12 protein-coding genes are annotated in these 12,786 nt (G+C 66.4%); 6 read left to right on the top strand and 6 right to left on the bottom strand.

Translation table 11 applies throughout. The annotated features are described in order from the left end of the window. Positions 1-27: 27 nt before the first annotated feature. Positions 28-1,404 carry a sigma-54 dependent transcriptional regulator gene (locus ACIGJC_RS03655; RefSeq protein WP_483710672.1) on the bottom strand — a complete coding sequence of 459 codons (1,377 nt, stop codon included), beginning with the start codon at positions 1,402-1,404 and terminating at the stop codon, positions 28-30. Positions 1,405-2,682: 1,278 nt separating this feature from the next. On the opposite strand from ACIGJC_RS03655, the gene ACIGJC_RS03660 reads away from it, so the two are divergent. Then, positions 2,683-3,936, top strand: a complete 1,254-nt coding sequence (locus ACIGJC_RS03660) for an MFS transporter (protein WP_483710673.1) — start codon at positions 2,683-2,685, stop codon at positions 3,934-3,936. Between the two features lie 6 nt (positions 3,937-3,942). Here ACIGJC_RS03660 and ACIGJC_RS03665 read toward each other — a convergent pair whose 3' ends face one another. From ACIGJC_RS03665 to hemL, 5 genes are all read right to left on the bottom strand, one after another. Continuing rightward, positions 3,943-4,617, bottom strand: coding sequence for a methyltransferase family protein (locus tag ACIGJC_RS03665; RefSeq protein ID WP_483710674.1), 675 nt, complete (start codon positions 4,615-4,617; stop codon positions 3,943-3,945). Between the two features lie 233 nt (positions 4,618-4,850). Then, positions 4,851-5,354 carry a TPM domain-containing protein gene (locus ACIGJC_RS03670; RefSeq protein ID WP_483710675.1) on the bottom strand — a complete coding sequence of 168 codons (504 nt, stop codon included), beginning with the start codon at positions 5,352-5,354 and terminating at the stop codon, positions 4,851-4,853. 12 nt (positions 5,355-5,366) lie between these two features. Then, entirely contained in the window at positions 5,367-6,236 is an 870-nt protein-coding gene (locus tag ACIGJC_RS03675) for a TPM domain-containing protein (protein ID WP_483710676.1), read from the bottom strand. Positions 6,237-6,249: 13 nt separating this feature from the next. Next, a complete protein-coding gene (locus ACIGJC_RS03680; protein WP_483710677.1) occupies positions 6,250-6,876 on the bottom strand; it encodes a LemA family protein in 627 nt (208 codons plus the stop codon). An 82-nt stretch (positions 6,877-6,958) separates the two neighbouring features. Further along, positions 6,959-8,248 (bottom strand): glutamate-1-semialdehyde 2,1-aminomutase, encoded by a 1,290-nt coding sequence (hemL, locus tag ACIGJC_RS03685; RefSeq protein ID WP_483710678.1) that lies wholly within the window; start codon positions 8,246-8,248, stop codon positions 6,959-6,961. A gap of 233 nt (positions 8,249-8,481) precedes the next feature. On the opposite strand from hemL, the gene ACIGJC_RS03690 reads away from it, so the two are divergent. The 5 genes from ACIGJC_RS03690 (at position 8,482) to ACIGJC_RS03710 (ending at position 12,767) form a co-directional block, all read left to right on the top strand. Then, a complete protein-coding gene (locus tag ACIGJC_RS03690; RefSeq protein ID WP_008644874.1) occupies positions 8,482-8,652 on the top strand; it encodes a rubredoxin in 171 nt (56 codons plus the stop codon). Between the two features lie 340 nt (positions 8,653-8,992). Continuing rightward, positions 8,993-9,475 (top strand): response regulator, encoded by a 483-nt coding sequence (locus ACIGJC_RS03695; RefSeq protein WP_483710679.1) that lies wholly within the window; start codon positions 8,993-8,995, stop codon positions 9,473-9,475. Positions 9,476-9,497: 22 nt separating this feature from the next. Next, complete coding sequence (locus ACIGJC_RS03700) at positions 9,498-9,869, top strand: response regulator (protein ID WP_483710680.1); 372 nt, start codon at positions 9,498-9,500, stop codon at positions 9,867-9,869. Positions 9,870-9,905: 36 nt separating this feature from the next. Next, on the top strand, positions 9,906-10,454 hold the full coding sequence (locus tag ACIGJC_RS03705; protein ID WP_483710681.1) for a chemotaxis protein CheW: 549 nt from the start codon (positions 9,906-9,908) through the stop codon (positions 10,452-10,454). Positions 10,455-10,574: 120 nt separating this feature from the next. Next, complete coding sequence (locus ACIGJC_RS03710) at positions 10,575-12,767, top strand: methyl-accepting chemotaxis protein (protein WP_483710682.1); 2,193 nt, start codon at positions 10,575-10,577, stop codon at positions 12,765-12,767. Positions 12,768-12,786: the final 19 nt, after the last annotated feature.

Below are 12,786 nucleotides of genomic sequence, written 5' to 3' on the forward strand. Positions count from 1 at the left end.
GCTGTACCCTGGAGTGTTGGCAGGACCCTACCCCTGCACGCAAACCAGCCCCAGATCCCCCTTCCTCACCTGCAGCTTGTAATCCCGCATCAGCCTGAACAACGTCACCCGCGAAATCCCCAGCTCTGCCGCGACATCGATCAGCCGCTCATGGTTGCGCTGCAGCGCCTCCACGATCGCGCTCTGCTCGGCGGCCTCGCGGATCGCTGCCAGCGTCAGCGGCCGTTCTTCGGCGGGCGCCGCCAGCTCCAGGTCTTCCGGCTGTATCACTCCGTCCTCGCACATCGCCGCCGCATGCCGAATCCGGTTGATCAACTCGCGCACATTGCCAGGCCAGTTGTGCAGCTGGATCGCGCGCAGCGCCGTTGGCGAGAAGCCCCTGATGTGGTTCGGCGACTGCTTGCGCACGCCGGCGAGCATATGTTCGGCAAGCAGCATGAGGTCGCTGCCACGCTCGCGCAACGGTGGCTGGCGTACGCGCAGCACGCACAGGCGGTGGTACAGGTCGCCGCGGAACCGTTCGGCCGCGATCGCCGCTTCCAGGTCGACGTGTGTCGCTGAGATGATGCGTACGTCCACCTCGATGGATTCGGTGCCGCCCAGGCGCTCGATCTTGCCGGTTTCCAGGAAGCGCAGCAGGCTGGTCTGGCTTTCCAGGGGCATGTCGCCGATTTCGTCCAGGAACAGCGTGCCGCCCTGGGCCATCTCGATGCGGCCGAACTTGCGCCTGGCCGCGCCCGTGAACGCGCCGCGCTCGTAGCCGAACAGTTCCGACATGAGCAGCGTGGGCGGGATGGCGGCGCAGTTGACGGCGACAAAGGGCTTTTGCGCGCGGTCGCTGGCACGGTGGATCGCCTGCGCGGCGAGTTCCTTGCCGGTGCCCGATTCGCCCGAGATCAGTACTGGCGTGTCCCAGAGCGACACTTTCTCGATGCCGCGGAACAGTGCCTGCATGGCCTGGCAATTACCGATCATGCCGTCCGGCCGCGCGCTGCTTGCACCCGCGCGCTGCGCGGCGGGGCGCATCTGCGCGATGCCTTGCGCGTGGCCGAGCGAATGCGCCAGATGCGCCAGCTCGAACGGGGCGGTGTAGTAGTCGACAAAGTAAAGCCCAAGCAGGCGGCGCGCCGCATCGCTCAGCGCGTCGCGGCTCGCGACGATGCCAATCCAGCTCAGCAGCGGATGCGATAGCCAGGGCTCGAAGGACTCCAGCTCGGCGTCGCTGAACCCGCTGTGGAGATCGAGCAGCGCGGCACAGGCCTGTGGATTGTGCGAAAGCGCGTCGAGATCATGCAGGCTCGACGCAAAGCTGATCTTCCAGCCGCGTTGCGACAGAGCCCGGCACAGTGTGGCGTCGTGATGCTGCGACAAGTAGAGCAGCGGACGGTTGGCGTAAGCGCTCATACGATTTCCCCGGATCTTTTTATTGACGAAACCGCTGCCAGCAATTGCCGGACACCGGATTCGGTGGCCCTCAGGCCCGCTCCGGCCGCGTCGATGCCGCGTCGGCCAGGCGTCTTTCCCGAATTCTGTTTTTTGCCAGGCCTGCCATGCAGGCCTGGCTACACCCCTTGTGATGCCGGCGCACCGGCATCCCGCTCTGTTCGCGGTCCCCATCGCCGCCATGGTCATCCATGACTGGCTTTGACTGTCCAGGTTGCACGGGCCGCCCGCGCTGGCGCGACCCGTGGTTTCCTGAAAGACCTCACCTGTACTTCCCGGCTCAGACCACAACGGTATGCGTCGGTGCGAGCCGTTCCCTTCCGCGCGGCCCTGCGCTTACAGCACCAGCCCGAATCCCGCCCTGGGAAGCGGGGTCGTTCTGAAACTGATCTCCGTCGAACGTTTGCCAGTGTGTTGGCGCTTCGGTTTCAGACTTCCCCAATTCCAGGCTTCATGTTCGCGAGGACATATTCGCGACGAATGTGCCAGAGCCGGTTAAACGCATGAAATCAAAGGGGAAATTCTGGTTCTCCGAAAATTGCCCGGGCGTGGGAAAGTCAAAATGTTCCATTTTTGTTACTGCTCGGGTCGTCGCGTGCGGCTGGGCGTGGCGCACAAACGGTGCAAACGACACTCATACTCATCCACTTGTGGATGAAGGGGCATTTCCAGTCGGTCGGTCCCTCCGGACGTGGGGAGCGCTGTTGGAAACGCCTGAGGGCCACGACACTGAGTCGGCACGCGAAAGAGACCTCCGAATGGTTGCGCGTGTGTAACAGGTAACCGAGGCGATTACACGTAAGCGCACTTCACTGACCGGGTTATCCCCAGGCGCAATCGGCGTTGTGGCTTCTTTTGATCTTGTCGCCGTGCGCGTGGCGGCGCGATGACACGCCTTTGCACGAGTCGGCGGATGAGGCCACCAACTGCCATCCACCACATCTCATCTCTATGGATGGGATGGGTAGAAATTGCACGGTAGTTGGCATGACCGCGCAAATCGGTTGCATCCGTGAAACTCTGACCGCCGAAGAGTGTCGGCGCCGGGGCTTGCCACGGTAATGGTGCCTTTTGACCGAACGCTGATCCGCTGTGGTTCGTTGCATCAAACGAAATTGATTTGTATTGCCAACATTGGGCATCAAAACAATTTCAAGAGTGATACGTCGTGGCTTTGGCAGGCGTAGCGGAGTCCGCCGCCACTCCTGGCGCACCTGTTGCACAATCCAGCCCATGACGATGACCGCTCCTCCCAACCTCTCCTCTGCGTCCCCGCACGCAAAGCGTGCTTCCGATCCCCGCTGGCGCGTGCTGGCCGTGTTTTCGCTGGGCTTCCTGGTGTCCTATGTGTTCCGTGGCGTCAACCTTGGGTTTGCGCCGCACCTGACACGCGAGTTGGGCCTCAGTGCCGGCGACCTGGGACTGCTGACGAGTTTCTATTTCCTTGGCTTCGCCTGTGCGCAACTGCCGGCGGGCATCCTGCTGGACCGTTATGGCCCGCGCCGCACCGAGGCTGCGATGTTGCTCGTGGCGGTTGCCGGCTCGCTGGTGTTCGCGCTGGCGCCTGGCATGGCGGGCCTCGCTGCCGGCCGGATGCTGATCGGCGTCGGCGTGTCGGTTTGTCTGGGCGCGGCAATCCAGGCGCTGTCGATGTGGTTTCCCTTGTCGCGCATGCCGCTGCTCAATGGCGTGGTGATGGCCATCGGCGGCCTCGGTGCCGTGCTGGTGGGCACGCCGCTGGCGTGGCTGCTTTCGGTGGCGGACTGGCGCATGGTCAGTGCCGGGCTGGCGGGCGTGACGCTCGCGATGGCGGGGCTGCTGTGGTTCGGCGTTCCGGACAAGCCGCGCGCCGGCAAGGAAAGCCTGCGCGAGCAGTTGCGCGGTACGCGCCAGATCCTGGCCAGCGAGCGTTTCTGGCGCGTGGTGCCGCTGACGTTGCTGAACCAGGGCGTATTCCTGGCGGTACAGACCTTGTGGGTGGGCGCTTTCCTGCGGGACGTCGGGGGCTTCGGGCCGGCCGCCAGCGCGCGGCTGGTGTCGGTGATCGGCATTGCCATGATGGTGGGCTGCGTCGGCTCGGGGTGGGCCGCGCGACACCTCGAGCGGGCGGGCATCAGCCTGTATGCCTTTGCCGGGGCGGGCATGACGGCGTTTATCGTGGTCCAGGTGCTGCTGCTGGCGCAGGTGCCACTGCCACCGGCGCTGCTGTGGGCGGCTTACGGGGTGTTCGGCTCGAGCGGTATCCTGACCTACGCCGTGCTGGCGCGCAGCTTTCCCGATGCGCTGATCGGCCGCGCCACCACGGCGCTCACGTTGACGGTGTTCCTCGCCACCTTTGCCTGCCAGGTGGGCGTGGGCTTCGTGCTCGATCTGTGGCCGGCGGTCGGCGGCTGCTATCCCATGCAGGCGCATAGGGTGGCGTGGAGCGGGCTGGTGGTGCTGCAGGCACTTGCGGCGGCGTGGTACGCCATGGGGGCGCGGCGTTCCCGTTGATCCAGCTCAGTAGATTCCCGGGATGACCCGGAACCGCACTTTCTCGCGATACAGGCGGTATTCGGGGTCGTCCAACAACAGCGCTTCCTCGCGGCTGATCCGCATGACCTGCAGCGTGTACAGGCCCGCATAGACCAGCAAGTTCTGCAGCCCGAAGTTGGTGAACAGAAAACCCATGTCGGCGACGAAATAGCTCAGGTAAATCGGATGGCGCATGAAGCGGTAAGCGCCGTTCGACACGATTCCCCGATTCGCTGGCAGGATGCCGAACGACAAACGCAGCGAAAGCTTTGCGTAGATCTGCCAGGCAATCCCCGCGGCCAGCAGGGCCGCGCCAAATGCTTCCGGCACAAGGTGCGCGCCGGGCGCCAGTTCGATGGCAAGGAAATAGTAGGTACCGCCCAGCGAGCAGAGCACGGTGACTGGATTCCAGTCGCGCTTCTTCGGAACGCGCGCAAACAGGCTCAGGCCGAGCGTCAGGCAGTTCGCCAGCACGAGCAAAAGCAGGGTGATGCGCGATGGCGCTGTGAGCCAGTGCCGAATGGCGCCATACGCGAAGCCGCCAAGGAGCAGCGCCGTAGTGGACCTCAGCGCGCACTCCAATACCAGCTCGCGGAAGTTGATCTTTGGCGCGACGCACGCTTGACCCGCTTGACCCGCTTGTACCAGGCTTTCCGACATGTTTCCCCCGTTCGCGCGGAAGTCAGGCGCTCCGCCTTTTTCGCTGCAATCCCGTTGTGCAATCAGCTTAGTTGGCGCACGCCTGGCGCCATATCGGGCATAGGGATGTTTCGCGCGTGAACAGGTGCCGCGTTACACCAATGACGCGTGCAGCGCCACGTGTCGAATCCGTATTGAAATGACGCAGCCGGGAATAGAATGCGCGAGATGCCGGCCTCTGCGTTCGGACCGGTCTAAAGCACCAGCGGCCGGTCGTCCAGCTCGTTCGGGTTGCGGCCACCATCGGAGGGGAAGTGCGCCGCCAGCAGGTCATGAATGCTCGCCACGGCTGCCAGCACCGGACGCACGGACAGGTCCCGGGCCAGCCCCTGCGCCAGTTCATCGCAAAGCGCGCGCCACGTGTCGGCACCCACGCTGGCATCGATGCCCCGGTCGGCCAGCAACTCCACCGCATGATCCGCCAGGTTGATGTAGAGCAGCACCCCCGTGTGCTCTTCCGTATTCCACACCTCCAGCGCACCGAACAGGGCACGCGCCCGCGCTCGCGCCGTGGTGCCGCCCCAGGCATGGCCCAGTGGCAGGCTGGATTCGATGACCACGCGGATCTCTCCGCGGTGGCGCGCTTCGCCGGCGTGCACGGCGTCGTGCAGTTGCTGCTGCGCCGGTGCCGGGAAATAACGGCGGGCGGTGCCGGCGGTGGTGCCGAGGTGGCGCAGCGCGCGTCGCAGCGATGCCATGGTCCGCTCTCCTTACCAGTTGCCGGAGGCGCCGCCGCCGTCGAAGCCGCCGCCGCCTCCGCCGCTGAAGCCACCCCCGCCGCCCGAGCCGCCACCGAAGTCACCGCCGCCGCCGAAGCCGCCGCGACGTCCCCAGTCGCTGCCCATGCCGTAGCCGCCCAGTCCGCCGAGTCCGCCCGCGATCACGTCGCGGCCGCGCGGCGTGGTGATGATCTGCGGACCGCGCCGCCGCGTGGCGGCCGTCAGGAAGAAGAACACGATGATGGCCAGCGGAAACAGCACCGGCAGCCAGTCCGACCAGAATGACGATTCCTGCTTGCGCGGCTGCGGGCCGGCCAGGCCTTCCTTGTCGATGGTGGCCTGGATCGCGGAAATGCCGGCCGACAGCCCGCCATAAAAGTCGTTCTGGCGGAAGTGCGGGGCCATGATGTCCTGCAGGATGCGCTTGGACATGGCGTCCGTGAGCGAGCCCTGCACGCCGCGGCCAACCTCCAGCCGCATCTTGCGCAAGCCCGGCGGGTTGTCCTTGGCAATCAGGACGATCACGCCGTCGTCGATGCCCTTGCGCCCGGCGCGCCAGGCGTCGGCCACGCGGATGCTGTAGGCGTCGATGGTCTCGGGCTCGGTGGTCGGCAGCATCAGGACGAAGATCTGGCTGCCGCGCTGCTGCTCGTACTCGGCCAGCACGTTTTCCAGCGCGGTGCGCTGGGGGGCGGATAGGGTGTTGGTCAGGTCCGTGACGCGCTGCGTCAGTGGCGGCACCGGTACGAAACCGTCATTGGCCGCCAGGGCCGGCATAGCCAGCGCGCTGGCCAGCCAGAGCAGCGCGGCCAGCCAGTGGCGCCAGGATCGGAAGGCGGGCAAATCCATCAGGGTGCCCATGATTGCCTTGCTGTCAGAACTTGACGGCCGGCGGTGTGGAGATGGCCTTCTCGTTTTCCACCGCGAACGAAGGCTTGACCTCGTACTTGAACACCATGGCCGTGAGATTGGTGGGGAAACTGCGCGCGAGCACGTTGTAGTCGCGCACGGCAACAATGTAGCGCTGGCGGGCCACGGTGATGCGGTTCTCGGTGCCTTCGAGCTGCGATTGCAGGTCGCGGAACGAGGCATCGGCCTTCAGCTGCGGGTAGTTCTCGGACACCGCCAGCAGGCGCGACAGGGCGCCGGACAACTCGCCCTGGGCCTGCTGGAAGCGCTTGAACGCTTCAGGATCGTTCAGGGTCTCGGGCGATACCTGGATGCTGGTGGCGGCGGCGCGTGCCTTGGTTACGGCCTCGAGCGTTTCGCGCTCGTGCGTGGCGTAGCCCTTGACCGTGTTGACCAGGTTGGGGATCAGGTCGGCGCGCCGCTGGTACTGGTTGACGACCTCGCCCCAGGCCGCCTTGACCGCCTCGTCCTTGGTCTGGAAGTCGTTATAGCCGCAGGCCGACAGCAGGCTGGCCAGGCAGGCCAGCAGCAGCCAGCGGAACCAGCCGGCAGCCCGGTTCGAGGAGGAGGGCAGGGGCAGTGAGGCGCGCATCGGGGGCTCCCGGGTTGAGGCGAATCTCAAGTGTAGCGCACGGCGCGTTACCGCCGGCGGCGACCCGGGGGAGCGGTCCGCGTCAGGCCGCGAAGGCCTTGCGCGCGGCGTCCAGCGTGGCCTGCAGGATGGCGTCGTCGTGGCAGGCCGAGACAAAGCCCGCCTCGAAGGCCGACGGTGCCAGGTACACGCCGTTATCGAGCATGGCGTGGAAGAAGCGGTTGAAGCGCGCGGTATCGCTTTTCGTGACTTCGGCAAAGCTGCCCGGCACGCCTTCGCGGAAGTAGAGGCCGAACATGCCGCCGATCGCGTCGGCGGCAAAGGGCACGCCGGCGGCGCGGGCGGCTTCGCCCAGGCCATCGGCCAGCTTGCGGGTTTGTGCGGCAAGCTTGTCATAGAAGCCGGGCGCCTGGATCAGCCGCAGCGTGGTCAGGCCAGCGGCCACCGCCAGCGGGTTGCCAGACAGCGTGCCGGCCTGGTACACGCCGCCCAGCGGCGCCAGCCTGGCCATGATGTCGCGCCGGCCGCCAAAGGCCGCCGCGGGCATGCCGCCGCCGATGACCTTGCCCAGGCAGGTCAGGTCCGGCGTCATGCCGTAGTGCGCCTGGGCGCCGCCCAGCGCCACGCGGAAGCCGGTCATGACTTCGTCGAAGATCAGCACGGCACCGTCGCGCGTGCATAGTTCGCGCATGGCCTTCAGGAAGGCGTCGCTCGCACGCACCAGGTTCATGTTGCCGGCGACCGGCTCGACGATCACGGCGGCGATCTCGCCCGCGTGCTTGGCGAACGCCTGCTCCAGCTGCTCGACGTTGTTGTACTCGAGCACCATGGTGTGGCGCGTCACGTCGGCGGGCACGCCTGCCGAGGACGGCGCGTTCTGCGTGGTGTCGGCAAAGGTCAGCAGGCCCGAGCCGGCCTTGACCAGCAGGCTGTCGGCATGGCCGTGGTAGCAGCCTTCGAACTTGATGATCAGGTCGCGGCCGGTGAAGCCGCGCGCAAGGCGCAGCGCGCTCATGGTCGCCTCGGTGCCGGAGGAAACCAGCCGCACCTGTTCGATGGACGGCACCAGCTTGCAGATTTCCTCGGCCATCTCGATCTCGCCTTCGGTCGGCGCGCCGAACGAGAAGCTGTGCGCGGCGGTCTCCTGCACGGCGCGCACCACCTCCGGGTGGGCGTGGCCCACGATCATCGGGCCCCAGGAGCCGATGTAGTCAATGTAGCGCTGGCCCTCGGCATCCCACATATAGGCCCCTTCGGCGCGCGTGATGAAGCGCGGCGTGCCGCCCACCGAGCGGAAGGCGCGCACGGGCGAATTGACGCCGCCGGGAATGGTTTGCTGGGCACGGTCGAAGAGCTGCTGGTTACGGGACATGGTCTGCCTGGTCTAAAACTCGGGAAACGCGTTCAAGCGGACGCGAACTGGCGCCAAAGGATGGGCAAAGCGGTGCAATGCGCGGGAATAGCGCGGCTTTTATCCCGTATTTGTACGCTAACGTGCGCGAACACGGCGGATTTGGCACGATTCTGGCTAACGCGGCTGGCGCCGTCGGCGCCGATTCGGTACCATCTGCGCTGAATTTTAATGGAGAGCGGCCAGAGCCTGTTATGGAATACAAGACTTGGATGTGCCTGATCTGTGGCTGGATCTACGATGAGGCTGCCGGCGCGCCGGAAGACGGTATTGCCCCGGGCACCAAATGGGAAGATGTGCCCATCAACTGGACCTGCCCGGAGTGCGGGGCCCGCAAGGAAGATTTCGAGATGGTGGCCATCTGAGGCCACGGCTCGCGGGCGTCGGGCGCGCGGCATCGCCGCGTCGCGCCGACGCGACAATTCGCCGGACCGTGCCGGTCGCTCCGGATTGACGGCCCTCCGGCGTCTTGTCACACTCTGTCGCAAAATGATCCTTCGTCCATCCCGCCATTTGGGGGTGGCAAAGGACGGAAAGGCAGGTGCGGGTTCCACGTGCCGCCACAGGCCGGTCTTATGACCGGCCTTTTGCAGGGAAGATTATTCGGGGTTCCGTCGGGGCGGCTGGCCAGGCCAGGCCGTTCCGCGCGGGTGTTCTCAAGAGATTGCCGGTGCTCCGCAGGGAGACGCTGGTCGCGGGAACAACATGCGGGTCGCACAACCAACAGAAAACCATTGGGTCAATGCCGGCGCCAGCGCGCAGCCGGAACCGGAGCCGGCGTCCGCGCCGGCATCGTCGCGCAAAGTGCTGGTGATCGATGATTCCAGCACCATCCGCCGTACGGCGGAGATCTTCCTGTCGCAGGCGGGCTATCAGGTCGTGCTTGCCGAGGATGGTTTCGAAGCGCTTGCCAAGGTCGGCGACATGCGTCCCGATCTCATCTTCTGCGACATCCTGATGCCGCGTCTCGACGGCTACCAGACCTGCTCGCTGATCAAGAAAAGTCCGCGTTTCCACGCCATTCCCGTGGTCATGCTGTCCTCGCGCGACGGCGTGTTCGACCGCTCGCGCGGGCGCCTGGTCGGCGCGCGCGATCACCTTGCCAAGCCCTTTACGCGTGACACGCTCTTGCAAGCCGTCCAGGCGTGCATGCCTGCCCAGGCGGCCGGCAACGCGCTGCCGGCATGACCCGGATTCAAGGAACTGACTCATGACAACCATCAACAAAATCCTCATCGTCGATGATTCGCCCACCGAAGCCCTGTTCATGTCCGACCTGCTCGGCAAGCAGGGCTTCAAGGTCTCCGTCGCCGGCAACAGCGAACAGGCATTCACGCGCCTGGAGGCCGAGGCCTTCGACCTGATCCTCATGGATGTGGTGATGCCCGGCCAGAACGGCTACCAGGCCACGCGCGCCATCAAGCGCGACGACCGCTTCAAGGATATCCCCGTGATCATGTGCACCAGCAAGGGCCTGGACACCGATCGCATCTGGGGCATGCGACAGGGGGCTTCGGACTACATCGTCAAGCCGGTCGACAGCAAGGAATTGCTCACCAAGATCGCGGCGCTGTCCCACTGACGGCACCCGTCATCAGCCAGTAAGCTGGAGACGCACATGAACGCGCCACGCCAAGACCTACGCACCCGCCAGACCCGCCTGCAGGATTACCAGGCCATGCTGGCCAGGCGCCTGCGCGAAGCCCGCAACGTGCCCGCGGCGGACAGCTACCTGGCGCTGCAGGTGGGCCAGCGCGGCTGGCTGCTGCCGCTGGCGCAGACCGGCGAGGTGCTCGACATGCGGCAGCCGAGCCGCGTGCCGCTGACGCAGCCGTGGTATGCCGGCCTGGTCAATGCGCGCGGCAACCTGCTGGGCGTGGTGGATTTCGGCCTGTTCTGCGGCGAGGGACCAACCCCGCTGCAGCCGGGCAGCAAGATCGTGGTGCTGTCGCGCCAGGTCGAGCGGGCCTGCGGCATCCTGGCCACGCGCGTGGTCGGCCTGCGCCACGCTGCGGACCTGCGTGCGCCTGCGCAGGACCCGGCGGCCGATGCCGCATGGGAAGGCCGGCATCTCCATGATGGCGATGGCCGGGCCTGGCAGGTGCTGGACGTGCGCGCGCTGCTCGATGCGCCGGCGTTCCTCCAGGCAGGCCGGGTCGCTGCATAGCCGCGTGCGGAGTTCCGGCGCCGTGGGTCGCGGTGTCGGGGGCAGCAGAATTAAGAATAAATAACGCGGCGGCGCGGGTCGAGGCCGCCCCAGACAACGATTCAACGGACAGAGGGTGCTATGGGGTTCAAGAAAATCAGCCTGGGAAGCCGGAAGCCGGCCGCCGACGCGGCTGCGGGCCTGGTGGAGGACCGCGCCGGCGCGGCATCGGCCGGCATGCGTGCCGGCGGGCTGGGCCGTTCCCCTGTCGATGCCGCGTCGTCATGGCTGGAACGCATGCCGTTCTCGTCGCAGCAGCGTGGGCTCACCATCGGCGTGGTGGTGTCGCTGGTGGCGCTGCTCGGCTCGGTGTACATGGACAACCGCATCGCCAACAACGCCGCCGCGCAGATCGAGATCTCCGGCGACATGCTGATGCACTCGCAGCGCCTGGGCAAGGCCGCGCCGGTGGCGCTGCTGGGCAACGTGCAGGCCTTCACGCAGCTGCGCCAGTCCAAGGAAGCGCTGGCCGAAGACTTGCAGGCCCTGCTCGCGGGCAGCGTCGAGAAGCAGGTGCGCGCCACCACGGGTGCGGCGCAGGCCCTGCTGGAAACCGCGATCAGTTCGTGGAAGCGCAGCGAGAAGAGTGCCGCCGACGTGCTCGCGCAGCAGCCGGTGCTGACCACGATCGGCCAGACGCTGCAGGTCTTCAACGCCTCGAACCCCGAACTGCTCGAGGCCGCGGAACAGGTTGCCGCGCTCAAGCTGCAGTCCGGCTCCAACACGCGCGAGGTCGCCGCCTCGGCGCAGCTGGTGATGCTGACGCAGCGCCTGGGCAAGAACCTGAACGAGTTCCTGTCGGGCGAAGGCGTGAACCCCGAGACGGCGTTCCTGCTCGGCAAGGACACCAACACCTTCCGCGAGACGCTCGACGGCCTGCTCAACGGCAGCGAGGCGCTGCGGCTCAACGCTGCGACCGATGCCGAGACGCGCGGCTACCTGCAGCAGCTTTCGCAACGCTTCGACGCGGTGCAGAAGACCACCCAGACGATCCTGCAGAACCTGCCCGGCCTGATCGCCGCCAAGCGCGCGCAGCAGCAGATCTTCAACGACAACGAAGCCCTGCGCGGCGAACTTTCCGCGCTGCAGAAGTCCTACGCCGAGGCGGCGCGCTTCCGTCCCGTGACGCTGGGCGCCACCGTGGTTTCGGCGCTGATGACGCTGTTGTGCCTGGCCGGCCTGGCTGCGCTGTACCTGCGCGATTCGCGCCTGCGCGCCGTGGAAGCCGAGGCGCGCGAGCGTGAAGCCGAAACGCGCCGCCTGGAGGAAAAGCGTAACAACGACACCACGCAGAAGGCCATTCTGCAACTGATGAACGAGCTGCAGGACATCGCCGACGGCGACCTCACGCGCCAGGCCACCGTGACCGAGGACATCACCGGCGCCATCGCCGACTCGGTGAACTACACGGTGGAAGAACTGCGCGAACTGGTGGGCCGCGTGCAGCAGACGGCCGGGGAAGTGACGCTGGCCTCGGGCCAGGTGCAGGCGACCTCCAACCAGCTTGCCACGACGACGGAAGAGCAGTCGCGCCAGATCCGCCAGACCGGTGAATCGGTGGTGGACATGGCCGACCGCATCACGCAGGTGTCGCGCGGCGCGGCCGAGTCGGCCAATGTGGCGCGCGCCTCGCTGACTGCCGCGGAGCAGGGGCAGCACGCCGTGCAGAACGCCATCGCGGGCATGAACGACATCCGCGAGCAGATCCAGGAAACGTCCAAGCGCATCAAGCGCCTGGGCGAGTCGTCGCAGGAGATCGGTGAAATCGTCGAGCTGATCTCGGACATTACCGAGCAGACCAACGTGCTGGCACTCAACGCCGCCATCCAGGCGGCGTCCGCCGGCGAAGCCGGCCGCGGCTTCACGGTGGTGGCCGAAGAAGTGCAGCGCCTGGCCGAACGCTCCGGCGAGGCCACCAAGCAGATCGGCGCGCTGATCCGCACCATCCAGACCGATACCCAGGATGCGGTGCACGCCATGGAGCGCAGCACGCAGGGCGTGGTGGAAGGTGCGCGCCTGTCGGACAATGCCGGCGCCGCACTGCAGGAAATTGGCCGCGTGTCGCGCCAGCTGGCCGAGCTGATCGAGCAGATTTCCCGCTCCACCTCGCACGAGGCGGACCTGGCCGGCGGCGTCGCCCGTCACATCGAACGCATTCTGCAGGCGACCGAGCACACCACCGCCGGTACCCGCCAGACCGCGAATTCGGTGCGCGAGCTGACGCAGCTGACCGAAGAGCTCCGCAATTCCGTATCGCGGTTCAAGATTGCCTGACCTTGATGACGCCCGCTGT

This window comes from Cupriavidus sp. C3SS-1, assembly GCF_057073755.1.

What these genes read in the sequence shown, in the direction of transcription:
- ACIGJC_RS03655 (WP_483710672.1), bottom strand. Translation starts at nt 1,404, where the DNA reads ATGAGCGCTTACGCCAACCGTCCGCTGCTCTACTTGTCGCAGCATCAC.
- ACIGJC_RS03660 (WP_483710673.1), top strand. Translation starts at nt 2,683, where the DNA reads ATGACCGCTCCTCCCAACCTCTCCTCTGCGTCCCCGCACGCAAAGCGT.
- ACIGJC_RS03665 (WP_483710674.1), bottom strand. Translation starts at nt 4,617, where the DNA reads ATGTCGGAAAGCCTGGTACAAGCGGGTCAAGCGGGTCAAGCGTGCGTC.
- ACIGJC_RS03670 (WP_483710675.1), bottom strand. Translation starts at nt 5,354, where the DNA reads ATGGCATCGCTGCGACGCGCGCTGCGCCACCTCGGCACCACCGCCGGC.
- ACIGJC_RS03675 (WP_483710676.1), bottom strand. Translation starts at nt 6,236, where the DNA reads ATGGGCACCCTGATGGATTTGCCCGCCTTCCGATCCTGGCGCCACTGG.
- ACIGJC_RS03680 (WP_483710677.1), bottom strand. Translation starts at nt 6,876, where the DNA reads ATGCGCGCCTCACTGCCCCTGCCCTCCTCCTCGAACCGGGCTGCCGGC.
- hemL (WP_483710678.1), bottom strand. Translation starts at nt 8,248, where the DNA reads ATGTCCCGTAACCAGCAGCTCTTCGACCGTGCCCAGCAAACCATTCCC.
- ACIGJC_RS03690 (WP_008644874.1), top strand. Translation starts at nt 8,482, where the DNA reads ATGGAATACAAGACTTGGATGTGCCTGATCTGTGGCTGGATCTACGAT.
- ACIGJC_RS03695 (WP_483710679.1), top strand. Translation starts at nt 8,993, where the DNA reads ATGCGGGTCGCACAACCAACAGAAAACCATTGGGTCAATGCCGGCGCC.
- ACIGJC_RS03700 (WP_483710680.1), top strand. Translation starts at nt 9,498, where the DNA reads ATGACAACCATCAACAAAATCCTCATCGTCGATGATTCGCCCACCGAA.
- ACIGJC_RS03705 (WP_483710681.1), top strand. Translation starts at nt 9,906, where the DNA reads ATGAACGCGCCACGCCAAGACCTACGCACCCGCCAGACCCGCCTGCAG.
- ACIGJC_RS03710 (WP_483710682.1), top strand. Translation starts at nt 10,575, where the DNA reads ATGGGGTTCAAGAAAATCAGCCTGGGAAGCCGGAAGCCGGCCGCCGAC.